Consider the following 25,780-nt stretch of genomic DNA (forward strand, 5'->3'; position numbering starts at 1 on the left):
AAGCGTGTATAGTACATTATGTATTATTTAGATAGGAACTATCCGAATGAGCGGTATCAAGAGCCTAAGGCTGAGAGCAAAAGTGACCCAGGGTGAGCTGGCAGCGTTGATCGCTAGCTCTCAAGGGGCCGTTAGCCACTACGAAACTGGTCGTCGAATCCCAGATATTGAAGTTGGGAAACGCATTGTGAGCGCTTTTAAGCAGCTCGGATATGAAACCAGTCTGGATGAGGTTTTTTCCGATGAGCATACCGGAGAGCAACTTCGATAACGCAATGCTGCCGGAAACCTACTCACAAGCGGATGCCGAGTGGATTAAGCAGCAGTTACTTAGCCTGACACCAACTGCACGACAAAAAGCTATCCAGCGTTATGCAGCTGTGTATCAGGAGACGTTCGAAGCTGAACCCGTTTCCTACCGCAAGGAGAACCGGGCAAGGCATGAAGCAAACACAAGGCTTCGCCTGTTTGTGAGAAATCAGGGCAGAGCCTTACAGGGGTATACCGCCGAACCTCCCCTGGCTGGATCGCAATCGCGCTCCTCATTGTTTCGGGTTTAAAGGTACCCGAACAGGAGCAGGCTTAAAGGTGCCTGTTCAGGTTGGCAACCAACTGACCCAACTCCTCACATGTACTAGGTAAGTAGTACGTTTTTATGGGGAAGAGGGAAAGGGGGGTAAGGGGGGATTGGGTGTAGGGGCAGGAATAGGGTCTTTTCCAACAGGAGAGATCCATTGGTTAAGTAGATCTCTGTCTTAAGGGCGCAATTAAAAAAAACACCTGTATCAGCAAGGTAGTACAAAGCGCTCAGGCGCTGAGAAACGAAAAGGGTTCTTCCTGGAAGAGTGAATTTTTCAGAGGAGCTGAATCAGAAGGGAGGCTGGCAGCCTTTGGGGAGGCCACCAGTCATGTGAGGGGGAATCCATGAAAACCACATCACAAAATTATTATCTCATCAGCACGGGGGCAGCACAATGGAGCTGACGATCACGCCGAATTTTGCACAGGAACGAGCGCTAAACATGTTGCGCCGTGACTGGAAGGCAAACGACACCTTCATGGTGTACTCGCCAACCGGTAGCGGTAAAACGGGTTTGGCCGCCTTCATCGTCGCCGGATTTGTCAGCCATGGTATGCGTGTCCTGTTCTGTGCACCGTACACCATCCTGATCGGTCAGACGGCTAATCGGTTCGTGGAGTATGGGCTACCGGGGGATGAAATCGGGTATATCTGGGCGGATCACCCGAACTACGATCCGGACCGGAAAATTCAGATTGCCAGCGCCGACACGCTTATTCGTCGTGTTTTTCCTGAAAATATCGATCTGCTGATTATCGACGAAGCACACCTGCGTAAAAAACGCATCCTGAAGGATATCGAACGTCTACGCGGCAAAGGCGTAAAGGTGATTGGCCTGTCGGGTACACCGTTTTCACCGTTCCTGGGCAAATACTATGACCGACTGATTAAGCCGACCACCATCGGCGAGTTAATCCAGCGTGGCGATCTGAGTAAATACGAATTTTACGCGCCAACAAAGCCGGATCTGAAAGGCGTAAAAACCAAGTCTTCGCTTGAGTACGGTAGCGATTACAACGAAACGCAGCTGGCTGAAATCATGTGTGGCTCTACTCTGGTGGGCGACATCGTACAGAACTGGCTGGAGAATGGCCGGGATCTGCCTACCATCGCTTTCTGCGTCAACGTAGCCCATGCCAATTACCTGACAATCCAGTTTAACCTGGCGGGTGTTAACGCTGAGGTTATGACCGCCGACACTCCAGTGGATGAGCGCCAGACCATCATTCACCGCTTTGAAACCGGTGCAACGAAAATCATCGTTAGTGTGGGCGTTCTGGTGGCCGGCTTTGATAGTGACGTTCGTTGCATCATCTACGCCAGGCCAACAAAAAGCGAAATTCGCTGGCTGCAGGCGCTCGGGCGTGGCCTGCGCACCGCACCGGGTAAAGAATCCTGCCTCATCTTCGATCATAGTGGCACAGTACACCGCCTCGGTTATCCGGATTCTATCGAGTATGACGATCTCCCTGGTAAGTCTGATGGCATGGAGGAAAGCGCACGCCGCGCAGCTGAGGAACGGGCCGAAAAACTCCCCCATGAATGTTCTCAATGCCACTACATGAAACCCGCTGGTGTGTACGTATGCCCGAAATGTGGACATAAGCCGCTGGGCGGTGAGGACGTCGATACTGATACCGGCCGCAAACTCAAAAAGTTGGGTAAAAACCAGCATCTGCCCACAAAGGCAGAGAAACAGGCCTGGTGGAGTCAGATCAAATTCTATCAGCGCCAGCGCGTATCGCAGGGGAAAAATCCCGTTAGTGATGGCTGGTGTGCAAACACTTTTCGCGATCGTTTTGACGAGTGGCCTAACGGGCTGAGCGATTTCCCGATGGAGATCACACCAACCGTTTCGAATTTCATCCGGCACAAATTGATTGCTTATGCGAAAGGTCAGGAGAAGGCCAAACGTATGCAGGCGGCATCTGGTGCACCTGCGCCATCCTCCATTCGGCAAGCACAGAAAGTGATTAGCGATATCAAACAGCAGTTTGGAAAACGAGCATGAAGACGGCAGAAGCAGCAATTGGGCATTGGCCTACCATCTTTGAGCACTTCGGCCTTCCGCCGATCACCGGTAAAAACCACTTTAAAGGCGAATGCCCGGTATGTGGAGCGCGCGGCAAGCTACGTATTGACGACCGCGACGGTCGGGGGACGTGGATTTGTACCTGCGGCAGCGGTGACGGTATGAAGCTTGTCTCCCTGACACAGGGGAAGCCATTTAATGAGGTTTGCAGGGAAATAGACCACCTGATCGGTAATGATTTTCAGCGTGTAAAAATCCCGGTCAGTAGCAGCGCTACCAGCTTGCGTACAAAGGTTCTGAATAAGTTTGCGAATCTGCAATCGTTGCGTGGCACTTCTGGTGCTGCGTATCTCAATGCGCGCGGTATTTTCAGTCTGCCTCTTGAAGCGATTCGCTTCAACGACAAGCAGCGCCATGCCGGGAGGGTGTATCAGTCGCTTTATTCCCTCGCCACCGACGATAAAGGGGAACTGTGCTATCTGCACCAGACATTACTCGATGGAGCAAAAAAGGCAGATATCGGCACCAGTGCAAAGCGCCAAAAATCCCTGCAGGAAGATAACTATCTTGATCACGCCCGTTCAGTAGCGATCCGGATGTTCCCGGTAGCCAGCACACTTGGCATCGCCGAAGGCATCGAAACGGCTCTGTCAGCGCACCAGATTTACAACGTAAATACCTGGGCAACCATGACGGCAAACTTCATGAAGAAATTCCGCGTTCCGGCTGGCGTTAAGCACCTCATTATTTTTGCTGACCGTGACGAGAACAGCGCTACCGGGTTGGCTGCGGCCTATGAATGCGCTCATGCCAATCTACTGGCAAAGAATGACCTGCAGCGCGTGAGCGTGTACTGGCCCGATCACGATGATTTCAACAACATGCTCATGAACGGTGATCAGGTTCGTGAGCTGGTTTTCCACAAGAAAAAGGCGGCTGCGTAATGCGTACAGATAACAACGAACATAAAGCACTATTCACCATCCCGACGGCAGCTCACAGCTCAGCCCTCGCAAACATCAAGCCTCTGCCTGAGCAACGGAGAATTACCGGGCATAAGCAGACTGATGCTTATCTTTGGGTGCTGGAGGTCATCCACCTGAATGAACCGGCACATCTGGATGCTGCAGAAGCCGCGCTGGAGAAAATTAAAATCTCTCCAAAAGAGGCCGAGGAACGGTATTCCCGTTATCTGCTGGCGAATGGTGGCGATCCTTTCCAGGTAGCTTTCGGTACCATCGGCATGGATAATCCGGCTAGGGCTATTGAGAATGCGCGTAAGAACATCAAAAAGGCTGCTGATGTGCGCGCTACGTTCGGTAGCTATGAGGCTGCGCTCGAAGATGTGGAGGCCGAGCGAGTAATCAAGTCTTCCCCGAAATTTATCGACGATCACCTTTGGGGCTGGACTGCTGTCGAGAAGAAAGCTGGCAGCATTAACGGCAGCCGTATGAACGAAATTGATGAACAGCGTCGGGCATTTGTTGAGGGGTATCGCGATGTGATGCCTGAGCCTTATACGCTGTCTGATGTTGTTCGTGAGTTTGTTTACTGGGACTGGCTCTACAGCGTTCGCCACACTGCAACTAAAGAACAGGGCTATGAGTTTGGTTATTCCGAGCATCACGAATCCGTATATGACCGAGAGCGCTACCTTGAAAAATTGCTGGCAACCATCAAACCCGTGACGCGAGCAGAAGCTATCGAGGTATGTCGCTGGTTCCTTGAAAGTGAAAAGAGTCAGTACATGGAAAACCACGGCGCGGCGGTCATTCTTAATCTGGTTGGGGAGTGCGAACAATGAAGCTTGAGGCATCGCTAAAACACTTCAGCCCACAGGGGATGCACATCAGCGACAGCGTGAAAGGCACCTCTCCGGATCGTCTCACCGGCACCGATGTTATGGCGGCCATTGGTACCACCAGCAGCCGCGCGCGGTTTGGTCTGGCGGCGTTCTTTGGTAAGGCGGGCATCAGTAAATCGGATGAGCAACTGGCGGTTCAGGCTCTGGCGCGTCATGCGATGGACGCTGCACCGAAGAACGTGCGTAAAGCCGCTGGTGGTGAATTTGGCTGGAGCATGCTGGTACTGGCGCAGTTTGCCTTTGCGGAATACTCCCGCTCTGCTGCCACCAGCGTGACATGTCACACCTGCAACGGGACAGGGCTTATTGAAGGGTGTGAGGATGTGGTTAAGTATCCCGGACTCTATAACATCGATGGTGATGAGATTGTTGCGCCAAAAATTGAACGTGAACAGGTTAAACGTCTCTGTACCGCCTGTAACGGTAAGGGGAAACTGGAAGCCCGCTGCCGTTGTGGTGGAAAAGGCGAAGTGCTCGACCGTATTGCTACAAAAGAACGTGGTGCGCCGGTGTTTAAAACCTGTGAGCGTTGCTCTGGAAACGGTTTTTCATCGGTACCGTCTACTGCGGCATATAAAGCGATTCTCAGGCGTTTGCCAGAACTGCACGTAAGGACATGGACACGCAACTGGAAGCTGTTTCTTGAGTCGCTGGTGGATATTTGTTACCAGGAAGAGCGTAAGGCTGATGCTGCTTTTCAGAAAACGACCAGTTTTAATGATGATGTGGATAAATTTTAGCATTTTCACGACATAGGACTTGATTTTGTCCGAAGTTGTCTTGTATGCTTCTAATCATGGATACGTACATCCAAATGAAACTGATTATGAACCCTGCCATCTGGCGGGGTTTTTGCTTTTCTGATGACAGTGATATCTCGTCGGCAGACATTCAGGTAAGATTTACCGCATTTCAGGATCCTGAGTAGGGGACAAAATGATAAATATACCCGATGACTATTTTCTGGATGCTGATGATGAACTCGTTGATTTTCTTGAAAAGCAGGGAGAGGCATCCATCAAGGAAACCTATCAATCGAACACCATCAATATCGAGAACGGATATAAGTTGCTCAATATTCAAATTGTAGGGATTGGTTCATCATTCCTGCTATTGACACAGAAGACAAGCTGGGACTATTTGACCGCAGGACTGACAGCTTTTATTTTTTTGTGGACATGGTGTGCGATTTATCTGGTTCACGCAGGCCTTTCTGCTAAGGTGCGCGCTCTTATTCATTCACCGCCAGAATGTCTGTATACAGAAACATATAAAAATATAACTGATTTGAATTATCAGTATTTGCGGAATAATGGTTACACCGGACCTAAAGAGGTTTTACCTGTTCTGCGCCGGTATCGGCTTAAAAACTTAACGGATACTGCTGATGAATTGCGCATATTAAACTCAGCCCTTCGGAAAAGCCTTGACAGGGCGAGAATGGTCACAATCCTCGCCCCGGTAATCGCATTAATTGTTTCAGCGATTACTTTTTGTTTTTCCTGAATGGATCGGCAGAGTCACCAACCAGTACGCGTTTAGTCGTAAAGTCAGCAGAGCCCTGTGATGGCTTTGGTTTTTGTTCCGCAGGTTGTTGAGGTTTGCTATCACCCTGCGATTGCTTTGGTTGAGACATAAAAAATACTCCATTTCTGAGTGGTTATTTCTGGCGATTTAACGATATCAGATGTGGTTGTATGCCGCCATAGAGCGGCAATCATTCACAGGCTGCGCGTTTGCGTGGCCTTTTTTATTTCCAACACAGCACCATCCGAACTATCGGAGGTGAGAGACCATGAGAATGAATGACTACTCAGGGAACATTTTCACGCAGTTCTTTGCGTGGCTGGCAGCTCTGGCATCTGTAATTGGATTTACCACACAGGACCTTGTGTTCATGTTCTTTGGCGCTGTCGGCCTGCTTATTTCTCTTATCTCTTATGTAAATGGTCGAATTGACGCTCGTCGTAAACGCAAAGAAGACGAGAAGCGCACAGCCATGATCCGCAATTACCTGGATGGCATCAGTGATAAGCCCATTGCTGAGCGTCCGGCTGCTGTAAGTGTTGTTGCCGACGCGCTTACTAAGGCTGGTGAATGATGGGGAACAGGGCAAAACTTAGCGCCGCCGTTCTGGGTCTGGTTCTTGCCGGTGCGCCAGCGTCGGTGATTCTCGATCAGTTTCTCGATGAGAAAGAGGGAAACAGTCTGACAGCGTACCGGGATGGCGGTGGAATCTGGACCATTTGCCGCGGCGCCACGATGGTCGATGGTAAGCCAGTAGTGAAGGGCATGAAGTTGACGCAGGCGAAATGTGACCAGGTAAACGCCATCGAGCGCGATAAAGCGCTGGCCTGGGTTGAACGAAATATCAAGGTGCCGCTGACAGAACCACAGAAAGCAGGTATTGCGTCGTTCTGTCCGTACAACATCGGGCCCGGCAAGTGCTTCCCCTCCACGTTTTATAAGCGAATCAATGCCGGTGACCGTAAAGGTGCATGCGAAGCGATCCGCTGGTGGATAAAAGACGGTGGCCGGGATTGCCGTATACGTTCTAACAACTGCTACGGGCAGGTATCCCGTCGTGACCAGGAAAGCGCGCTGACGTGTTGGGGGATAGACCAGTGAGATATTTACCGTCTGCAATCTGTATGCTCGTTGCTGGACTTCTGGCTGCTAAAGGAAGCGACGCATGGCCATGGTTTCTCGGTGTGGGAGTAATTTTATTGTGAATCGCTCCGCTTTCATTGCAATCGTGATGTCTATAGTGATTGTCGCCGTTCTGTGTGTCTTGCTGGCAAACAGCCGGTCTGATGTCGCTACGCTGAAAGGTGACAACGACGTCCTGCGTAATGACAACACGCTGCAGGGGCAGGTTATTGCAATTCAGGCTTTCAACTTCAACCGCTTTAATCAGGTGGCTGAGAATGCCAGCCGCCTTAATTCGTTGATCGATGCAGGCACCGAAAAGACTGTCATCGAATACCGGGAGATTCTTCGACGTGAAAAAAACTGTGATCTGCCTGTTCCTGATGATGTTGCTGGTGGGCTGCTCGAATACGCGAACCGTATACGTTCCAGCGCCATGCACACCAATTCCGTCGGACCTGACGAAGCCGATGATCGTACCGTTGCCACCAGCACCCTGACATATTGCCAGGCTGTTCTCTGGATTAAGCCGCTGCTGGCCGCTATCGAAAAAGCGAATAACCAGCTGGCGGGCATCCGTCAAATCGAGCAGGACCGACAATAACCCTATCCTCTGATGCGGATAAATGAATACGTATCCTTTCATGAGGTTATTGATAGAAAAGTACAGTGAAGTATTTCTATCTTCATTCGTTTATCATGAAGTCTCACTCAGCAAGGAGGTTTCATGTCCGACCAACAATTTGATATTACTAAAGTAAAAGAAGTCAATCAGATCGAGGATAGCGCGCAAGTCAACAGGCTGCTCGCTCAGGGATGGGTTCTGCTGAAAGTATCAGAATCCCAATGGCGCGATGATGAGGGCGCTATTCGTAGCTCCATTATTTACACTGTTGGCAACACTGATTAATAACTTCAAAAGGTCGCTTTCGCGGCCTTTTTTACGTGCATTGCAAAAGGCATTCACCGAGTGGTTTTTGTAATGTTTTTTTGAGTGAGGATTGTTCAGTATGGCTTCGATAAAAGAATCCACTGATGCCAATGGACAATCAAAATATTACGTCCACTGGAAGGATGAAAAATCCGGTCATGGACGCCGTCGCATTTTTAAGAATATTGATGATGCTGCACATCTTTTCTGGCAAAAACAGAATATCGAGCTGGATTGTCGAACTGCCAGCTGGAGCGGAATAGACCATTCCTGGACTTTCCGAAAGTTAATTCTGTTTTATCTGGGGTATCAGGCCGGCAAGCTGGAAAAAAATATCATACGGCTGTCGTCATATACGAAATGCCGTCACGATCTTCTCGCTGTAGACGGCCCGATACTGGAAAAAAATATTCTCCATATCAGCCATCGCGATATCGGTGATTCGGTTCGCACTGGCTGCCATCGCTGGATTCGCTCAGCTTTTTTCCTGCTGGTGGAAAAGCGGCTCATCACTTTTAACCCTGTTGACCGTCCCGCGCGCCGGAAGCGTCGACCCATCACTATACCGCCATCATCATCGGTCAGAGAGCTACTGAATAACGCGCCAGTTCGTGAGCGTATCGCGTGCTGGCTCGGGATTTGTGGCCTGCGCATCGGTGAGGCTCTGGCGGTTACTTATAACGACGTGTCAGCCGACTGGATCGACATCCGGGGGCATGTTGTTGACGGCGTTATACATGAGGGGCTGAAAAGAGGAGTGGAGCGCCGGGTACGGATGCCGCGTGAGCTTTTCGCGTTGCTGGATAAAAGTAAACTAGGTACCTCTGAGCCTCTTATCTGCAACCAGTTTACTGGCGCATGCCTCGCTACCAGCTATGGCACTCAGGGGGTTCTCGTCAGAACCCTGACCGACTATGGCATTAAGCGATTCCATCATCTTCGCCATTTTGCTGTGTCTCGCCTGGCAAACAAAGGAGTCGATATTCTGAAGGTTTCCCGACTTATTGGGCATTCGAACATCAAAACCACAATGGACGTTTACGGTCACCTTTTCGGTGAAGTGGTGGAGATGGATTTGGACTGAGTTATCCACATAGTGGAAATATTAGGGCGATCCACTATCTCCCCATTCTGCGCGGCCTCCGGGCATTAAATCGCAGTTTTCCCGAAAAAAAGGAAATGCCGCATTTTTTCGAGATCTCAAAACAGTTTCTCATCAAAATGCGGCGCATTGAGGATTGGCGCGGTCTGTAGCCTGAAGAAGTGCGGCATATCGCGCACACGCAGCCCGCATTCCACCGTTGGTGATACGCCGCACCCGGATCGGCAAAATTGGATTTTGAACAAAAAATAATCACATTGACTTAGGCGGAAGTATGGATCCTAAAAAAAGCTTCAGAAAAGCCTACGTCGGTATCGTTATGGACATGGCATTAGCCCGTAGCAAAATCAGCAATCGGATGGTTGCTCAGCGCTTAGGTGTGGACGAGACGACGATCCGTCGCTGGCGTAAAGAGAATATCGAGTTTGAGCGCGCTTTCACTGAGGCTCGCGAAGCTCTCAGAGAGAAAATTAACCGCGTCGCCGGTAAGAGCCTGGACGTTCGTAAACGGAAGGTTGTCACCACATCGCCGGACGGTGTGAAAACTACGATTGAAGATGTGCTGCCCACGCACAACGATATTGCTGTTTTCTCGAAGGCGCTCGGTCTTGGTACCAGCGTCTATAGCGAGGAAGAACGCCAGCGTGATGTGTTGCGTGATGTCATGAAACATAAGGTTGCCGGAAAATACTCCGCACTGGAGGCAGCGCAGCTACTTGAGGCTGAGGGGGTAAAAGTTCCTCCAACTCTGCTTATGGAGCTTGGCGCGCCGAAAATATTCGAACCGTTCACCAATAGTGACGAGGCAGCCAAAGCCGACACCGCAAAACTTACCCCACAGGAAGCGGCAGACGTCTATAAAAATATTCTGGGCTGAAAATGCAAAAACAGGCGTTTCGAAGCGAAAAAACGCTATGCACTTTTTGACCCGTTTTATGCACGTTTTATTCATCCCGATTTAGCCACATTTCTGTTCAAAACAGAGGCATCACGCTGTTTGCTCGATGAGGGCTGTTACGCCAGTTCGGGTAACGACCATTATGTTAAATCGGGGCATTTTTAAGGAATTTACCTGTGCCGATCCCATTCCCCTTCGATTTCAAAAAACCTGACTATACGCAGGTTTTCGAGTGGCGTATGGAGCGTCTGCAACGCATTCGCCAGAACCCGGAGGTGCTTCCGGCGCTCCGCCAGTTTTACCGCGATAATCCGGCTCAGTTCATTATTGACTGGGGCATGACCACAGACCCGCGCAATCTCGACTACGGGCTCCCGGTCTCCATTCCGTTTTTACTGTTCCCGAAACAGGAGGAGTGGATCCACTGGATAATGGACCGCCGTAAGCTGATGGAGAACGGCATTACGGAGAAAAGCCGCGAGATGGGGCTTAGTTGGACCTCCATCGGCCTGGCCTGTTCGCTTTGCCTGTTTAACCGGGAAATGGTTATTGGGTTTGGCTCCCGTAAAGAAGAGTACGTGGACAGCTCAGGCAGTCCGAAAGCGCTGTTCTGGAAGGCGCGCAAATTCGTTGAACTGTTGCCGGTGGAATTTCGCGGTAGCTGGAATGAGAAAAAACACGCGCCTTACATGCGGATTGCGTTCCCCGACAGCGGCGCCGTAATCACCGGTGAAGCTGGCGACAATATCGGGCGCGGGGACAGGACTACCATGTATTTTGTCGATGAGTCAGCATTCCTGCAGCGCCCGAAACTTATTGATGCGGCGCTTTCCCAGACGACCCGCTGCCGTATAGACCTCTCATCGGTCAACGGCATGAACAACCCGTTCGCCCGCAAGCGGCATGGTGGAAAAATCCCTGTATTCACGTTCCACTGGCGCAGCGACCCGCGCAAGGACGATGAATGGTACCGCAACGAGTGTCTGAAAATTGACGATCCAATTATCGTTGCCCAGGAACTGGACCTGAACTACAGCGCATCCACTGAGGGGATCCTCATTCCTTCTGAATGGGTGCAGGCAGCCGTCGACGCACATATCAAACTGGGTATTCAGCCCAGCGGCCAGCGCCTCGGTGCAATGGATATCGCCGACGAGGGGAAAGACAAAAACGGCTTTTCTTCCCGTTATGGCTTCCTCCTGCAGAACGTCCACGAATGGTCTGGCGAGGGGAGTGATATCTACGCCTCTGTCGTTAAATCCTTTGGGTACTGTGACGATTACGGTCTGGATGAGTTCCGTTTTGATGAGGATGGTCTGGGCGCCGGTGCGCGTGGTGATGCCCGTGTGATAAACGAGCTCAGGCAGGCTGAAGGCCGGGGAACGATAACAGCCACGCCTTTCCGTGGTAGCGGTAGCGTATTCGATCCGGAAGATGAAGCCGTTCCTGGTGATAACGGTAAAGCGGCGCGCCTGAATAAAGACTTCTTCGCAAATGCGAAGGCACAGAGCTGGTGGCATCTCCGCAAGCTGTTTCGTAACACCTTCCGCGCGCTGAACGGGATGGATTATGACCCTGATGAAATCATTTCGATAAGCAGCGAGATTGAAAACAAAGACCGCCTGCTGATGGAGCTTTCACAGCCAACCTGGTCGAAAAACGCCGTCGGTAAAATCCTCGTGGATAAACAACCGGAAGGAACGAAGTCACCTAACCTGGCTGACTCGGTGATGATCAACTACGCACCGATGGATTCCTCCCTCGATATCTGGTCCAGACTCGGAGCATAACCGCTATGGCGAAAAAAACAGGAAGAGTCGCCACAGCGGACTCTTACGACAACTTTGTTGCGCGGGTTGGCCTGCAGCAGCCAAATCAGCATGCAGCATCAACGTACCGCGCCAATTACACCAGCCGCAACCGCCTGCTGATGGAGTGGGCCTATCGTTCATCGTGGATCATCGGTGCTGCTGTCGATGCCAAGCCTGACGATATGACGAAAAAAGGGGCCAGGATAACCAGCGAAATCGACCCGAAGCGCCGGGGTATTCTGGAGGCCAGGTTTGAAGAGCTGAAGCTCTGGGAAAGGCTTAACCTGGTACTGAAATGGTCAAGGTTGTACGGTGGTGCCGTGGGGTTGATCCTCATTGAGGGGCAGGCTCCGCTTACTCCGCTGGTACTGGATAAAGTCGGGAAAGGCAGCTTTAAAGGCCTGGCCGTGCTCGACCGCTGGATGATTAACCCGAACCTCGGACGCCGTATCAAAACGCTCGGTCCTGAGCTTGGTAAGCCAGAAACTTACGATATTGTCACCACAGCGCAGGGTATACCACCGTGGACGGTGAACTACAGCCGGCTGATTCGTATGGATGGCATAACCCTTCCGTACCAGCAGGCTCTCACGGAAAACGAGTGGGGAATGTCTGTTGTTGAGCGTATCTTCGATCGCCTGACATCGTATGACAGTACGAGTGTTGGTGCGGCACAGCTCGCTTACAAAGCGCATCTGCGCACGGCAAAAATCAAGGAACTGCGCAAAATTATTGCGATGGGCGGAAAGCCATACGAAGCGCTGCTCAAACAAATGGACATGGTACGTCAGTTCCAGACTAATGAGGGGATGTCTCTCTTTGATGCTGAAGATACCTTCGAAACGCATTCCTACTCGTTCGCCGGATTATCCGACCTGCTGAGCGAGTTCAAAGAAGACATTGCCGGTGCCGTTGGTATTCCACTGGTCCGCCTGTTTCGACAGTCGCCGAAGGGTTTTTCAACGGGCGATTCTGACTTGGCTAACTACTACGACGATATTGGTGCGCTACAGGAAAACACCCTGAGAGCACCGGTTCGGCTGCTTTATGACGTGCTTCATCGTTCTGAGTTTGGTGAGCCGCTGCCTGACGATTTTACATTCGAATTTAACCCACTCTGGCAGATGTCAGATGTTGATCGTTCGACTGTGGCAAGCAATACCACTACCGCACTGGCGACTGCTGTGCGTGAACTGGGAATGCCTCCTGCCGCCGCATTAACCGACCTCAGGGAAACGGCGCGTGTGACGGGTATTGGCGCATCCATTACCGATGAGGATATCGACCATGCGAAGGCCCAGTGGTCGGAGGATGAATCTGAAACCAGCCCTCCGCCGACGTTCGGAAATACAGTACCGCAAAAGCCTGTTGGCGATAGCAAACCAGATCGGGGAAATCGTAGCAGGCTCTTACGATGGTTCACAGGCCAGCGCTGACAAAACCGCCAGCATCCTTGTGGACTATTCGGACGTCATCAGTGACTGGGCAGAAATGGTCGGTCGCAAAATGTTTGCCCAGGTCGAGCGCGAAGAGTGGAACCAGTGGCGATCTGTCTCGGAAGAGATTGCCGCTGGTCTGCGCGATGTGGTGGGTAACACTCCTGTCGGGCAGGTGGCGCAAGATATCGTTTATCGTCAGATCCAACTGATGAAGTCCCTGCCACTGGAAGCCGCAGACCGGGTCAAAGACATTCAGGAACGTGCGATACAGGCCGTTATCAACGGCGAGCGGCCGGAACAGCTTTACGAAATGATCATGGCCTCTGGTGATGTGTCCGCCAGCAGGGCGCGACTGATTGCCCGTACAGAGATTGGTCGCGCTACCGGCGCGCTGACTCAGGCCCGGGCCCTGTCGGTTGGTTCAGAAGGGTACTGGTGGCGTATTGAAGGCGCAGGGACGCGTGATTCTCATCGGAAAATGAAAGATAAATTCGTTCGCTGGGATAACCCGCCGACGCTGGACGGTATGACCGGACACGCCGGATGTTTACCGAACTGCAAATGCTGGCCGGAAGTACAGATACCAGAGCCGAGAAAGTAAAAAATACGGCTTTGAACGTTCATTTTATGTGAACTGCAATACCCGCGAAATGTTATGGAAATGTTGTATTCAAAAAAGTCCGTTTTCAGCCTGGTTAATCGCTACTTTTACGGCTTTGAGGGGACATTTTAATCAAGTCCATTTTCGTCGGTACGGGTAAGAACCCTTATGTTAAATAGCCCGTTATTTTGAACATTTTTCCCATCTGACAGGGTCGCCATTGAGCGGCCTTTTTTCTTGCCTGACAACAGCAGGTAACCCATGAAAAAGAATATCTATTTCCTCAAGCTAAAGAATGGCGATATCGAGAAGATAACCGCCACCTATAACGGGATCTCGGCAACCCATCAACGCGTAGGTGATAAGCGTCGGTGTTGTGTATGTGGTCGCGGTAACGCGCGCCAGATTAAACACCTGCTACGAGAATTCATTAAATCAACGCAGGCGGTAGAAGGATGAAATATTTCTTTAAAGCCCGCCTGGGGAACACCCGTTTCCAGTTGGCTGATGGCTCAGTGCTCTTTAAAGATGTGCCGATAGGGCGCACCGGTGAACAGGAGTATGACGCCACCGAACGCCCGGAGCTGGTGCCGGATGCCCGAGGGAAGGTGATTGTCAGACGCACGCCGGAAGAGGTCTTTAGCGAGCGTGCGATGGCTTCCTTTGAAAGTATGGCGGTGACCATCGGACACCCTCGCGACTTCAACGGGGAAATTATCTTTGTCACCCCGGAGAACTGGCGCCAGTTAGCCAACGGGCACATTCAGAACGTCAGGCGCGGGCAAGGCTCAGAATCCGACCTGTTGCTTGCTGATGTCATCGTTAAAACCCCAGAGGGGTTACAGGCCATCGACGATGGTGACGATGAGGTCAGTTGTGGGTATGACGCTGATTATGAACAAATCTCACCCGGCCTCGCAAATCAGTCTGCGATAACCGGTAACCATCTGGCCCTTGTCCCAAACGGGCGGGCCGGTTTCCGCTGCAAAATAGGGGATGCTATGCCTAGCACGACTAAAAACTGGTTTACCCGGCTTTTAAAGGCCCGTAAAACCAACGACGCCGCCGAAATGGCGAACCTGATCGATAACCCGCCGGACAATATGACTGGTGATAACGACGATGTGACGTCATCCATGACGCCTGGTGGGGTGGTTATTAACCTTGCACCACAAGCCCCAATGCCTGCACCGACGCTGCCCGTCACGACCGATTCGGAAGAAGATATTCCGGAATGGGGCAAGGCGCTGATTGCCGCAGTGGCAAAACTCACCCCGGCAGCACCAACAACAGTCGACGAGGATGAGGACGAAAAAGGCGAGGTGGAAGGGGCTGTTACAGGTGATGCCGCTTACCGCGCCGACCTGATTCAGCCAGGCATTCAGTTGCCAGCGAAAGCGAAACCTACGGCATTCAAACGTCAGATCCTTGCCGCTGCCGATCAGTCGCTGGTTCGTCCCATCGTGGGCGATGCGGATGTCACCAGTCTGAAAAAAGCCACTGTGGATATGGCATTCAACGCCGTTTCTGAACTGGCGAAAAACCGCAACACCTCCGCGCAGACTGTCGACAGTTTTCGCACGATGACCACCAACACCACAAAATCTATCGCGGAGATCAACAAAGCCGCGAAAGAAATCTGGGCTAAACGAGGCTAAAACATGGCTAACACCATTCTTTACCGGATGTCTTCGGGCATCGCCGGGGCTATTTCACGCCCGCAGGATTTAACCGTCGAGCCTCATGTACTCGATTCCACAAAGCCATTCGCGGCGTATGGTCTGGGCGGGAAAATCTCTGGCGGCAAATTCGTTCCTGTCGAAACGGGCGATGAGGCTACTGTGCTGGCGGGTATTTTTGTTCGTCCTTATCCGACCGCCTCACAGCCCGACAAGATTCGCCAGATTGGATCTGGTTTCAACTTTAGCGGTGACAACCTGAAGCGCGGCTATGTCACGGTCAATATCGGCGGGGACGCATCTTCTGTTGCTCTCTATGCCCCGGTATTTATGCGCGTTGATACGCCGACCGAAGCCAGCCCGCTCGGCGCTTTCCTCGCGGCGGCTGATGGTGCAAACACCGTACAGATCACCAACGCCTATTTCAATGGTCCCGGCGACGCCGACGGCAACATTGAACTGGCATACAACATTTAAAGGGAGCACTAAAAATGCCAATGACCTTTGATCAGGCAACAGTCGACAGCACTGGTGCTTTCCTTGTTCACGAGCTGGAGCGACTCGACCAGACGCTGAACCTTCCGCTGACATCACAGACGTGGAGCCGTGATATCGAGCTGCGCGAAGACGTCTCTATTGCGGATGAGGTGAGTTCTTTCACCAACACCACGTTTGCTGCGGCAGGTACACCGAACGCGAACGGCAAAAACTGGATTAACCAGCTTGCCACAGCTATCGCCGGGCTGAATGTGGATATCGCTAAAACGGGTTTTCCTCTGGAATTGTGGGGGATGGAGCTGGGCTGGACCGTTGTTGAACTGGCCGCAGCGGCACAGGTCGGGCGCCCAATTGACACCCAGAAATACGACGGTATGCAGTTGAAGTGGAACATGGATACTGATGAGCAGGTGTATATCGGGGATGCGGTGAAAGGTGCTAAAGGTCTGCTGAACCTGTCACAGGTTACACCGACGAACGCAGCGAAAACCTTTGCGACATCCACTCCGGACGAAATCCGCGCTGCCATTAACCAGGTACTGAGTAATGCATGGACCCGTTCAGCGTACTCGAAAGTACCGGAAGATTTGCTGATCCCGCCGGAACAGTATTCCTTCCTGGCGAGCACCATCGTTTCTTCTGCAGGTAATCAGTCACTGCTGACCTACCTTGAAACCAACACGATCGCCTTCCACCAGAACGGCAAGCCGCTGAACATTCGCCCGGTTAAATGGGCTATCGGTCGCGGTGTGGCAGGTAAAGACCGTATGGTCGCGTACACGAACGATAAAAAGTTTGTGCGCTTCCCGATGGTTCCTCTGCAGAGCGTTCCGATTCAGTACCGTGGCATCTACCAGCTCGTAACTTATTACGGCAAGCTGGGCGCAGTTGAACCGGTATACCCGGAAACCCTGAACTACATGGATGGCATTTAATCCAGATACAGCCCCTTCTCAGGGGCTTTTTTCTAAGGAATTCCAATGAAGAAAATCTATGTACTGACCGCGTTCAACTTCAACGACGGCACCAGCATCAGGGCGTTTACTCCTGGTTTTCATGACGTCGAAAGCGATGTGGCTGATCACTGGTTCGTGAAGGCGCACTGTTCGCCTGATGGTGAAGCTCCGGCACTGGAAGCTGATCCGCGTATTGCAGAGCTCGAAACGCTGGCGGCGGAACAGGCTACCCGTATTGCAGAGCTCGAAACGCAACTCGCAGAGGCAAAAGCTAATGGCAAAAAACAAAAGTCTGCCGACGCCTGAGAAGTTCCGCGCTGACTTCCCGCAGTTTTCTGATGAAACAAAATACCCCACTCCGATGATTCAGGCCCGTCTCGCCCTGGCAGATGTGCTGATGAGCGAGTCACGGTTTGGCGAAGATATTTTCCCTTATGTCGTTGAGTTATTCGTGGCGCACTACATGGCGCTGTACGCAGCGGATCAGCGTGGCGCCGCGGTTGGTTCTTCCGGTGGTGCGAACAGCGGGGTGCAGACATCAAAATCAGTGGACAAGGTTTCTGTCAGCTACGACGCCGGCATGACCATGAATCCTGATGCAGGTTTCTGGAATAACACCCGTTACGGCTCTGAGTTCTGGGAATATCTGATGATTTTCGGTGCCGGGGCTATTCAACTGGGGACGCCGTAATGAAAAGTGGCCTGACGGTACGTACGGACAATGCTGAGTCTGTCCTGGAATCCCTGCGCCAGTTATCCGGTATGGATGTGCTGGTGGGGATCCCGCAAGACAAGGCCGCGCGCGAAGACTCTCCGATAAGCAACGCGGAACTGGGCTACCTCCACTCAACGGGCGCAACGGTGGAAATTGACGGTGAGACCGTTACGTTACCGCCGAGGCCATTTCTTGATATGGGGATCGAGGATTCAAAACCCCGGACTACTGCGCACCTGAAGGCGGCGGCAACTGCTGCGCTGGAAGGGCAGACAGAAGCGGCAATGCGTGAACTGGAAAGCGCCGGACAGATTGCCCGTGACGCTGCAAAAGCCGTTATCGGTGCTGGTGATCGGCTGCATCCTCTTTCTGAGAAAACCCTTGAACGCAGGCGGGCCGAAGGCATTCCCGGTGAGAAGCCGCTGTATGCCCACGGTTACCTGCTGCGCTCCATTAACTACGTCGTGAGGAAAAAATAATGCCTTTTCTCGATGTGAGCGAGGTTCTTCTCGATCCTGACTTCATGGACACCAGTCTGGTTTGTCACCGACAGATTCAGACGGCTGATGAGGATAATTTCGCGACAAATACCCCGCAGGATATTCCGTTTTCCGGAGTGGTGACTGTCGACCGCTCCCTCGAGGCGAAACGTATGGCCGCAGGTCAGAACATCAGTGGTGCGATCCTCATCGTGACACAGTTCAGGCTGACGCAGGGGCAACCCGGAACGGATACCAGTCCGCGACTGGATGCCGATATCGTGACATACAGCGGGCGTGATTATCGCGTGACATTTGTTGACCCGTACACCCGCTACGGTGCTGGTTTCGTCCAGGCGCATTGTGAGCTGGTGGACTTTGACGGAGGGACGCCAGTTGAGTAACGACAGCACCACGCGCGGATACCTGACACCTGTCGCTGATGGGCCTGCCTACGATGAGGCACTGGAAAGGGAAATCAGTCGGTGGATCCGCGGCGTCACCGGGTTACCGGCTAAAGCGGTTTTTCCCCGGTGGACTGACCCGCAACCGCAGATCCCGAAGAACGGGAATACATGGTGTGCATTCGGCATCACGACCGTACCGCTTTCCGGCATGCCCGCGAATGTCCAGGTGGATGAAAATACCTCTGCTCAGTGGGCATGGGAGAGCGTGACGGTCATTTTATGCTTTTACGGTCCGCAGGGAGCCAGCACGGCGGCGACGTTCAGAGCCGGTCTCTTTGTTGAACAAAACAACACAGAGCTTAACCGCGCCGGGTTATCCATCAGCGATGCCGGGACAATTTATAACCTGCCTGAACTGATTAATAAGCAGTGGGTGAGGCGCTATGACATCACTGTCACGCTGACCCGTAAAACCATCCGCACCTACAACATTAAATCCATCGTTGAACCCAACGTTACAATTTCAACCGGAGATTGATCATGGCGAAAGGCTTGCCTTTAAATCGCGTCACCAACGTGACTGTGACGCTTTCAGCCAGAGCAGCACAGGGCCGAAACTTTGGCTCTATGCTGATTCTGGGTAACTCGACTGTTATTCCGATTGCCGAACGTCTGCGCCTGTATTCAGCCCCGGACGATATCGGCGATGATTTCGGTGTGGACAGTGAAGAATATAAAGCTGCGGTTATCTGGTTTTCCCAGTCGCCGCGACCGACTCAAGTCTACGTTGGGCGTTGGGTGAAAACCCTCGAGTCTGCGGAAACCGGTGAACCGGAGACCCTGCTGGAGGCCGTCAATGAGCTGATGGACTACAACAGCTGGTATGGCTTACACCTTGCCGTGCCAGAGGTTGATTACCCTTCTGATGCGGACATTATAAGTGTGGCTGCAGCCATTGAGGCGGCGACAGTATCCCGCATCTTCGGTATTACTACAGATGAAGCCGATACGCTGGTGGCTGCCACCACGACCGACCTGTCGTCGAAATTGAAAGCTGCGAAATACAGCCGCACATTTATCCAGTATTCGACCAGTTCACGCTACGCAGCGCTGTCCGCGTTTGCCCGCGCGTTTACTGTCGACTTTAGCGCCAGTAACACCACTATCACTCTGAAATTCAAACAGGAGCCGGGTGTTACCTATGAAACGATGACAACCAGCCAGGCCAACAACCTGGAAGCGAAGAACTGCAACGTTTACGTGTACTACGAAAACGACACGGCAATTCTGGAACAGGGTGTGATGTCGAACGGCGATTTCTTCGATGAACGCCACGGCCTTGACTGGCTGCAAAACGCGGTACAAACCGCAGACTTTAATACGCTCTACACCAGCACCACAAAAATTCCGCAGACAGATGCCGGTACCACTACCCGTATTGCGAATATTGAGAAGGTGCTGGATCAGGCTGTCGACAACGGTTTGTTCGCGCCGGGCATCTGGACTGGTGGGCCTCTGGGCGTAATTTCGACGGGTGATACCCTGACTAAGGGGTATTACACCTATGCCGAGAGTGTGGATGACCAGTTGCAGGTCGACCGTGAGGCACGCAAAGGGGTACCTATTCAGGTGCTTGGCAAGCTGGCCGGTGCCGTGCATTACGGTACCGTGGCAATCACTGTCGTGCGCTAAGGGGGCGACATGGCTACTTATTCTTTTATCGACGTGACCGCCACGCTTGTGGGGCCGACTGGCTCCATCGATTTGGGGTACGGTTCCGCAAACTCTGACGAGGGGATCACGGTTACCTTCTCTGAGGCAAAAAATACCATGACAACTGGCGCGGACGGCGAAGTTATGCACAGCCTTCACGCCGGAAAATCGGGAACCATCACGGTAAACCTGCTGAAAACCTCGCCGGTGAATAAAAAACTTAACCTGGCATATAACGCGCAGTCGCTTTCGTCTGCCACCTGGGGGAATAACGTCATTGTTATCCGCAACAAGGTGAGCGGCGACATCATTACCGCGCGCAGTTGCGCATTCCAGAAACACCCGGACATGGTTAACGCCAAAGTCGGCAACAACAACGCCTGGGTGTTTGATGCTGGTAAAATCGATCCGTTACTCGGGGAGTTTTAACCGATGAAATTTACCCTTAACGGCGTGGAATACCACGCCGACAAGCTCAGCGTATTTGACCAGTTAAAGGTCTCCCGTAAGGTGCTCCCGCTAATCGCAAAAGTCATTGCCGATGTATCTTTGCTGAAAAATGCGCTGAAAGATAAAGAACCTGGCCGTGATCAGATTTTTAAAACACTGGAAACGGTGCTCCCGAAAATTGCCGATGTGTTGGCGGAAATGCCGGATGAAAGCGTGGATGCGATCCTGCACCCATGCCTGAGAGTGGTCTCCCGCAAAAGCGCGATGGGCAACTGGACGCCTATTTTCAGCGAAGGCGATCTGATGTTTGAGGATATAGACCTCTTCACTATGCTCGGTATTGCTGCTCGCGTAGTGGGAGACAACCTGGGAAATTTTTTGCACGCACTCCATACGAAAGAGACGGATACGTCGGGGCAAGAGGCCTGACGCTAAACGCCTTGCCAGATGGTGAGGACTTTCTGATGCGCCCGGTACATGCCGGGTATATCCCCTATACCGCGTTAAAGGACGGATCTATTGATCTGGCTGATATCGCACGCATGAATGACTGGCTTGATATCAACGCCGACAACAAAGCCCGCATCCAGCAATGGGAGAAAGAACAGTGAATGCTGAAACAATAAAATCGTTCCTGGTCTCTCTTGGGTTCGATGTTGATGGCGCTGGCGCGGCAAAATTCGATGCGACACTGGTCAGTGCGACAAAAAAGGCTATTGCTCTCGGTGTTGCGGCGGAGGCCGCCGCGCTTTCAGTGATGGCATTCACGACCAAAACCGCCAGCGGCCTTGATGAGCTTTACTGGGCTTCCCAGCGTACCGGTGCAACGGTGGCGGGTATACAGGCTATCGGCTATGCGGCATCGCAAACTGGCAGCAGTGCCGCCGCGGCGCGCAGCTCTCTGGAGAGCCTGGCGCATTTCATGCGAACCAGTCCTGGGGCGGAAGGTTTTCTGAATCGTCTGGGAGTGCAGACTCGCGATGCCAGCGGCCAGATGCGCGGCATGGAGTCAATCTTTGCTGGCGTGGGTCAGCGCCTCAGCAACATGCCTTATTACCGGGCTAATCAGTACGCTTCCATGCTCGGTATTGACGAAAATACGCTGATGGCGATGCGTCGCGGCATGGGTGAATTTGGCGCACAATACAACGCCACGGCGAAAGCAATCGGTTTTAATGCTGATGTGGCCGCGAAAAGTTCCAACCGCTTCATGACCTCCATGCGCGAGTTTACAATGATGGCGGGCATGGCGCGGGACAAAATCGGCACCAGCCTGACGGATGGACTTGCTGGCTCGCTCGATCGTCTGCGTAAGCAAATCCTCGATAATTTCCCTTCCATTGAGCGCGGTATCATGGCGGTCATCAACGGGATTTTGTGGCTGTCAGACGTTATTGGTCGGGCGGTGATGCGACTGATTCAGGTCGTCGGGCAAGTTTCTGAATGGTGGCAGAGCCTGGACGATGACAGCAAATCCCTCATTGAGACGCTGGGCGCCGTGCTGGTGGTCTGGCGACTACTGAATGCGGAGATGTGGAAATCTCCCGTTACGTGGGTGCTGGCGCTGGTGGGCGCGCTTCTGTTGCTCTGGGATGACTACCAGACCTGGAAGGAAGGTGGGAAATCGCTGATCGACTGGTCGAAATGGCAGCCTGAGATTGACCAGGCGAAAAAGGTATTCACCTGGCTGCGCGATACGCTAATCGGGCTGAAAGATAATCTCGGTGGGTGGAAAAACACACTGGAGCTGATTTTTGGTTTCATGGTGGGTGCAAAACTGGCGAGTTTTCTCGGTGGTATCGGGAAAATCAGCAGCGCGTTTGGTGGTGTAGCTAGGGCAATCGGTAGTGTGCTGGGCGGTCTGGGGAATCTCACAAAAGCAATTGCTGATATTGCACTGCGCAATCCGTGGCTGCTGATGTTTGTCCCGACGAACAACACGCCTACTACCTCAGAAGAGATGGCGATGATTGGTGGTGTTGGTTCAAATATCGACCCCGCTGAACTTCAAAAGGCCCAGGAGTGGCAAAAGAATCACCCGGGAGAGCTTTATGTTCCTGGTAATGAGCGCGGTATCCGCAACAATAACCCTGGCAATATCGAATTTGCCGGACAGGAAGGCGCAACTTCCGACGGCCGGTTTGCGCAGTTCCGCACACCGTTCGAGGGGCTGCGTGCTCTTTCCCGCCAGCTTCTGCGTTACTACGACGGGAAAACGACGGGCAAGCAGTTGCGTACTGTTTCCGATATTGTCAGTACCTGGGCGCCACCCACAAAAAATGGAAAGGTCGAGAATGACACGCTGGCCTACATCGCGCATATCTCTCAGATGCTGGGTGTATCGCCGGATGCACAGATCAACATGCGCGACCCCAATGTGATGACCGCCATGATGAATGGCATCATCCAGAAGGAGAACGGTCGCAATCCGTATGGTGATGAAATGGTTCGCAGTGCCGGCATGTCTGCGATAGGTGGTCCGTCGCTCAACCAGGAAGTCAACATCAACATTCATGGTGTTTCTAACCCGCAGGAAGCGGGGAATATTCTTGCCGACAAACAGGCCAGTATTCAGGCCAACGGTATTCAGCAACTTCAGACGGGGCCACGCTGATGGATATTCTCTCAACAATTTTCCATCAGCAAAGCCGCCGCATAGGGGTGCTGGTACCGAGTGTGGTTGTCAGCGAGAAGCACAGCGACACGCTGGAAATCACGGAACACCCGGTAGAGAAACCGACATCATCCGGTACCGGGTTCGTTGCTGATCACGCATACCGACGCCCCAGCGAGGTAGTGATGCAGGTGGGGTTTTCTGGTGGTGGTTCACTTCTCGATTTGCTCAATACCAGCAGCATTGGCCTGAGTCTCGGCCTTTCTCCCGGTGAGGTTTATGAGAAATTTCTGGAGCTGCAGAGAAATCGCGAACTGTTAGATGTTACTACGGGTAAACGACTGTACAGCAACATGCTGATTCGTGCGCTGGAGGTGGTTACAGACAAGACAACAGAAAACGTGCTGTCGGCGGTGCTGACGCTGCGAGAGCTGACTATCACCGAAACGAAGGCGGTCAAGGTTGCTGATAAAGCCGATATGAAAGAAGGTGTGAGTACGGCAGGGACACAGAATGCCGGGGTGAAGTCTCCGGTACCGAAAAATGAAAGTTTCCTTTCGCAAATCTTTGGGGGATAGAACTGTAATGACCATCAGCGAAATTCCTCTATCAGCCGATAACCAGCAGTTTGCGATCACTACTGCCGGTACTGCCTACAGGATGCGTCTGGTCTGGCGGGAAAGTTTCTGGTGTCTCGATCTGTTGAACAGCGACCAGACTCCAATAGTGCTCTCGTTGCCTCTTTTTACAGGCGCTGATTTGCTAGGGCAATATGCGTATCTGGATCTGGGGTTTTCACTCTACATTGGTACGGACGCTGCCGGGCAGGAACCTACGAAAACCGATCTCGGATTTCACAGTCATCTTTACATCGTCACGGAGTAGCCATGTCTCAAAACTGGATACGGCATTTTGAGTTACAAATTGTCGATGAGAACGGGACCGGGATCAGCCTGTCTGATTTTAAGGTGACATTTCGCATCGAGTGGGCGGATACGCGGTTTCCACGCGTGGCAAACGTCAAAATTTATAATGTGTCGCAGGAGACGCAGGCACGTATCATGGGGGAGGAATTCAGCAAAATCCGCATTATCGCCGGGTACGATGGCGCGATGCCGGTTGTCCCGGCCAGCGAGGTAGGTGTTGCTCACCCGGTAGCACCAGGCGACGAAGGTAAATTTTCCGGCACCAATTATGGGCTGATTTTCACTGGCGATATCCGCTTCACCATCAACGGCAAAGACAATATCACCGATAGTTGGGTGCTGGTACAGGCCGCCAGCGATTACAACGCGTTCCTGTTCGCCAGCACGAAGACAACGCTTGCCGCCGGGTATACGACGAAAGATCTGCTCGACCTGACGATGAGGGGATTCAACCCCTACGGGATCACGCCGGGTATCATTGGTGATATGCCGACTACGGTATTTCCTCGCGGGTTGCCGTTGTACCACTCAAACCGCGACATCATGGACGATATCGCCAAAATGTGCGGCGGTACGTGGCAGATGGTCGATGGTCAGGTGCATGTTGTGCCGTCTGATAAGTATGTGCAGGAAGCGATCGTATTGAATGCCGACACCGGGCTGATTGGGATGCCACAACAGACGATGGGCGGTGGAGTAAACGTGCGGTGTCTGATAAATCCGAACATCAAAATAAACGGTCTGGTACAGATTGATCAGGCATCGATTTACCGGATCGCAGCGGGTAATTCGGACATTGCTCAAACGCCATCAAGAATAGGCACGTCGACCGTTAACGGTAATATCGAAACTGATATGTTACCCAGTAGAACGCAGGCAGCCAGTATCGCTGCAGATGGCGTTTATATCGTCAAAGCGATCGACTATACTGGCGAGACGCGGGGCCAGTCGTGGTACATGGATATGATGTGCTTTGCACGTGGTGCGCGAGATTTGCAGACGAATGCTTCACTCAACAGGACTTTTTGAACATGAGAATAAAAACCCTGGCATTTGCGGTGTGCTTGTTTCCGTCCGTCGTGTTTGCTGATTCTCAGTGCGGTCCATTCCACCTTGGAACCAGTAAAGAAGATGATGGGTGGGCGCGGATTAACGGAGCTAAGCCGGAGTCTCAAAAATTCACGTTCCTGAAATCCCAAGGTGATTATGACAACGTCAAAATGCAATGGATGGTGCCAACCGATGCCCCTGGCAAGTGGTACGGTATGGACTATGTGAAAAAAAACGGTAAAGCGATCCTCAACGTCCAGTTGGTGCAGGCCAACATGAACGCGCCGCGAGTATATGGGACGTATGATTGTGTGAAGGTGAAATAATCCTGAGCGTGTTAAAATAACCAGTATTCTTATTTAATTATCCACTGTTACAATGCCGGA

Annotated in this window: 34 protein-coding genes; all 34 read left to right on the plus strand. The window is 52.2% G+C overall.

Features of this window, described 5'->3' with window-relative positions:
• Positions 1-46: 46 nt before the first annotated feature.
• The 34 genes from AOY23_RS05145 (at position 47) to AOY23_RS05310 (ending at position 25,720) form a co-directional block, all read left to right on the plus strand.
• The gene (locus AOY23_RS05145) at positions 47-271 is read left to right on the plus strand and encodes a helix-turn-helix transcriptional regulator (RefSeq protein WP_048236560.1); all 225 of its coding nucleotides are present in this window, start codon (positions 47-49) and stop codon (positions 269-271) included.
• Entirely contained in the window at positions 243-560 is a 318-nt protein-coding gene (locus AOY23_RS05150) for a hypothetical protein (RefSeq protein ID WP_054177742.1), read from the plus strand. Before AOY23_RS05145 ends, AOY23_RS05150 begins: the two co-directional genes overlap by 29 nt.
• 414 nt (positions 561-974) lie before the next feature.
• The gene (locus tag AOY23_RS05155) at positions 975-2,591 is read left to right on the plus strand and encodes a DEAD/DEAH box helicase (protein ID WP_054177743.1); all 1,617 of its coding nucleotides are present in this window, start codon (positions 975-977) and stop codon (positions 2,589-2,591) included.
• Complete coding sequence (locus AOY23_RS05160) at positions 2,588-3,556, plus strand: toprim domain-containing protein (protein ID WP_054177744.1); 969 nt, start codon at positions 2,588-2,590, stop codon at positions 3,554-3,556. The genes AOY23_RS05155 and AOY23_RS05160 overlap by 4 nt, the downstream gene beginning before the upstream one ends.
• Positions 3,556-4,416: a hypothetical protein gene (locus AOY23_RS05165; RefSeq protein WP_054177745.1), complete on the plus strand. Its 861-nt coding sequence runs from the start codon at positions 3,556-3,558 to the stop codon at positions 4,414-4,416. Before AOY23_RS05160 ends, AOY23_RS05165 begins: the two co-directional genes overlap by 1 nt.
• Positions 4,413-5,216: an antitermination protein gene (locus tag AOY23_RS05170; protein WP_054177746.1), complete on the plus strand. Its 804-nt coding sequence runs from the start codon at positions 4,413-4,415 to the stop codon at positions 5,214-5,216. The genes AOY23_RS05165 and AOY23_RS05170 overlap by 4 nt, the downstream gene beginning before the upstream one ends.
• A gap of 196 nt (positions 5,217-5,412) precedes the next feature.
• Positions 5,413-5,982, plus strand: a complete 570-nt coding sequence (locus tag AOY23_RS05175) for a hypothetical protein (protein ID WP_054177747.1) — start codon at positions 5,413-5,415, stop codon at positions 5,980-5,982.
• Between the two features lie 289 nt (positions 5,983-6,271).
• Positions 6,272-6,577 carry a hypothetical protein gene (locus tag AOY23_RS05180; RefSeq protein WP_054177748.1) on the plus strand — a complete coding sequence of 102 codons (306 nt, stop codon included), beginning with the start codon at positions 6,272-6,274 and terminating at the stop codon, positions 6,575-6,577.
• Positions 6,577-7,104 (plus strand): lysozyme, encoded by a 528-nt coding sequence (locus AOY23_RS05185; protein ID WP_152958443.1) that lies wholly within the window; start codon positions 6,577-6,579, stop codon positions 7,102-7,104. Before AOY23_RS05180 ends, AOY23_RS05185 begins: the two co-directional genes overlap by 1 nt.
• A 130-nt stretch (positions 7,105-7,234) precedes the next feature.
• Positions 7,235-7,729 (plus strand): hypothetical protein, encoded by a 495-nt coding sequence (locus tag AOY23_RS05190; RefSeq protein WP_152958446.1) that lies wholly within the window; start codon positions 7,235-7,237, stop codon positions 7,727-7,729.
• Between the two features lie 123 nt (positions 7,730-7,852).
• On the plus strand, positions 7,853-8,035 hold the full coding sequence (locus tag AOY23_RS05195; protein WP_054177750.1) for a hypothetical protein: 183 nt from the start codon (positions 7,853-7,855) through the stop codon (positions 8,033-8,035).
• A gap of 100 nt (positions 8,036-8,135) precedes the next feature.
• Positions 8,136-9,140, plus strand: coding sequence for a tyrosine-type recombinase/integrase (locus AOY23_RS05200; protein ID WP_054177751.1), 1,005 nt, complete (start codon positions 8,136-8,138; stop codon positions 9,138-9,140).
• 292 nt (positions 9,141-9,432) lie between these two features.
• Complete coding sequence (locus tag AOY23_RS05205) at positions 9,433-10,035, plus strand: hypothetical protein (RefSeq protein ID WP_054177752.1); 603 nt, start codon at positions 9,433-9,435, stop codon at positions 10,033-10,035.
• A gap of 197 nt (positions 10,036-10,232) precedes the next feature.
• Positions 10,233-11,846, plus strand: coding sequence for a hypothetical protein (locus AOY23_RS05210; protein WP_054177753.1), 1,614 nt, complete (start codon positions 10,233-10,235; stop codon positions 11,844-11,846).
• Between the two features lie 5 nt (positions 11,847-11,851).
• Positions 11,852-13,303: a DUF1073 domain-containing protein gene (locus AOY23_RS05215; RefSeq protein WP_054177754.1), complete on the plus strand. Its 1,452-nt coding sequence runs from the start codon at positions 11,852-11,854 to the stop codon at positions 13,301-13,303.
• A gap of 55 nt (positions 13,304-13,358) precedes the next feature.
• Positions 13,359-13,907, plus strand: a complete 549-nt coding sequence (locus tag AOY23_RS05220) for a phage head morphogenesis protein (RefSeq protein WP_054177822.1) — start codon at positions 13,359-13,361, stop codon at positions 13,905-13,907.
• A 261-nt stretch (positions 13,908-14,168) separates the two neighbouring features.
• Positions 14,169-14,366, plus strand: coding sequence for a hypothetical protein (locus AOY23_RS05225; RefSeq protein ID WP_054177755.1), 198 nt, complete (start codon positions 14,169-14,171; stop codon positions 14,364-14,366).
• The gene (locus AOY23_RS05230; RefSeq protein WP_054177756.1) at positions 14,363-15,565 is read left to right on the plus strand and encodes a DUF2213 domain-containing protein; all 1,203 of its coding nucleotides are present in this window, start codon (positions 14,363-14,365) and stop codon (positions 15,563-15,565) included. The genes AOY23_RS05225 and AOY23_RS05230 overlap by 4 nt, the downstream gene beginning before the upstream one ends.
• A gap of 3 nt (positions 15,566-15,568) precedes the next feature.
• Positions 15,569-16,063 (plus strand): structural cement protein Gp24, encoded by a 495-nt coding sequence (locus tag AOY23_RS05235; protein WP_054177757.1) that lies wholly within the window; start codon positions 15,569-15,571, stop codon positions 16,061-16,063.
• A 14-nt stretch (positions 16,064-16,077) separates the two neighbouring features.
• Positions 16,078-17,019 (plus strand): DUF2184 domain-containing protein, encoded by a 942-nt coding sequence (locus AOY23_RS05240; protein WP_054177758.1) that lies wholly within the window; start codon positions 16,078-16,080, stop codon positions 17,017-17,019.
• A 45-nt stretch (positions 17,020-17,064) separates the two neighbouring features.
• Positions 17,065-17,346, plus strand: a complete 282-nt coding sequence (locus tag AOY23_RS05245) for an STY1053 family phage-associated protein (RefSeq protein ID WP_054177759.1) — start codon at positions 17,065-17,067, stop codon at positions 17,344-17,346.
• Positions 17,315-17,731 (plus strand): DUF4054 domain-containing protein, encoded by a 417-nt coding sequence (locus tag AOY23_RS05250; protein WP_054177760.1) that lies wholly within the window; start codon positions 17,315-17,317, stop codon positions 17,729-17,731. The genes AOY23_RS05245 and AOY23_RS05250 overlap by 32 nt, the downstream gene beginning before the upstream one ends.
• A complete protein-coding gene (locus AOY23_RS05255; protein WP_054177761.1) occupies positions 17,731-18,234 on the plus strand; it encodes a hypothetical protein in 504 nt (167 codons plus the stop codon). Before AOY23_RS05250 ends, AOY23_RS05255 begins: the two co-directional genes overlap by 1 nt.
• Positions 18,234-18,638, plus strand: a complete 405-nt coding sequence (locus AOY23_RS05260) for a hypothetical protein (protein WP_054177762.1) — start codon at positions 18,234-18,236, stop codon at positions 18,636-18,638. Before AOY23_RS05255 ends, AOY23_RS05260 begins: the two co-directional genes overlap by 1 nt.
• Positions 18,631-19,179: a phage neck terminator protein gene (locus AOY23_RS05265; RefSeq protein WP_054177763.1), complete on the plus strand. Its 549-nt coding sequence runs from the start codon at positions 18,631-18,633 to the stop codon at positions 19,177-19,179. The genes AOY23_RS05260 and AOY23_RS05265 overlap by 8 nt, the downstream gene beginning before the upstream one ends.
• A gap of 2 nt (positions 19,180-19,181) precedes the next feature.
• Positions 19,182-20,333 (plus strand): DUF3383 family protein, encoded by a 1,152-nt coding sequence (locus tag AOY23_RS05270; protein WP_054177764.1) that lies wholly within the window; start codon positions 19,182-19,184, stop codon positions 20,331-20,333.
• Positions 20,334-20,342: 9 nt separating this feature from the next.
• Positions 20,343-20,783, plus strand: coding sequence for a DUF3277 family protein (locus AOY23_RS05275; RefSeq protein ID WP_054177765.1), 441 nt, complete (start codon positions 20,343-20,345; stop codon positions 20,781-20,783).
• A gap of 3 nt (positions 20,784-20,786) precedes the next feature.
• The gene (locus AOY23_RS05280) at positions 20,787-21,233 is read left to right on the plus strand and encodes a phage tail assembly chaperone (RefSeq protein WP_054177766.1); all 447 of its coding nucleotides are present in this window, start codon (positions 20,787-20,789) and stop codon (positions 21,231-21,233) included.
• 35 nt (positions 21,234-21,268) lie between these two features.
• Entirely contained in the window at positions 21,269-21,415 is a 147-nt protein-coding gene (locus AOY23_RS05285) for a DUF6889 family protein (RefSeq protein ID WP_054177767.1), read from the plus strand.
• A complete protein-coding gene (locus AOY23_RS05290) occupies positions 21,412-23,418 on the plus strand; it encodes a hypothetical protein (RefSeq protein WP_054177768.1) in 2,007 nt (668 codons plus the stop codon). The genes AOY23_RS05285 and AOY23_RS05290 overlap by 4 nt, the downstream gene beginning before the upstream one ends.
• A complete protein-coding gene (locus tag AOY23_RS05295) occupies positions 23,418-23,996 on the plus strand; it encodes a phage baseplate protein (protein WP_054177769.1) in 579 nt (192 codons plus the stop codon). Before AOY23_RS05290 ends, AOY23_RS05295 begins: the two co-directional genes overlap by 1 nt.
• 7 nt (positions 23,997-24,003) lie before the next feature.
• Positions 24,004-24,303 (plus strand): phage baseplate plug family protein, encoded by a 300-nt coding sequence (locus AOY23_RS05300; protein ID WP_054177770.1) that lies wholly within the window; start codon positions 24,004-24,006, stop codon positions 24,301-24,303.
• 2 nt (positions 24,304-24,305) lie between these two features.
• Positions 24,306-25,373: a hypothetical protein gene (locus AOY23_RS05305; RefSeq protein WP_054177771.1), complete on the plus strand. Its 1,068-nt coding sequence runs from the start codon at positions 24,306-24,308 to the stop codon at positions 25,371-25,373.
• 2 nt (positions 25,374-25,375) lie between these two features.
• Positions 25,376-25,720, plus strand: coding sequence for a hypothetical protein (locus AOY23_RS05310; protein ID WP_054177772.1), 345 nt, complete (start codon positions 25,376-25,378; stop codon positions 25,718-25,720).
• Positions 25,721-25,780 lie beyond the last annotated feature (60 nt).

Origin of the sequence: Trabulsiella odontotermitis (assembly GCF_001297775.1) — a bacterium.
In the GTDB taxonomy this organism is placed as follows: domain Bacteria; phylum Pseudomonadota; class Gammaproteobacteria; order Enterobacterales; family Enterobacteriaceae; genus Trabulsiella; species Trabulsiella odontotermitis.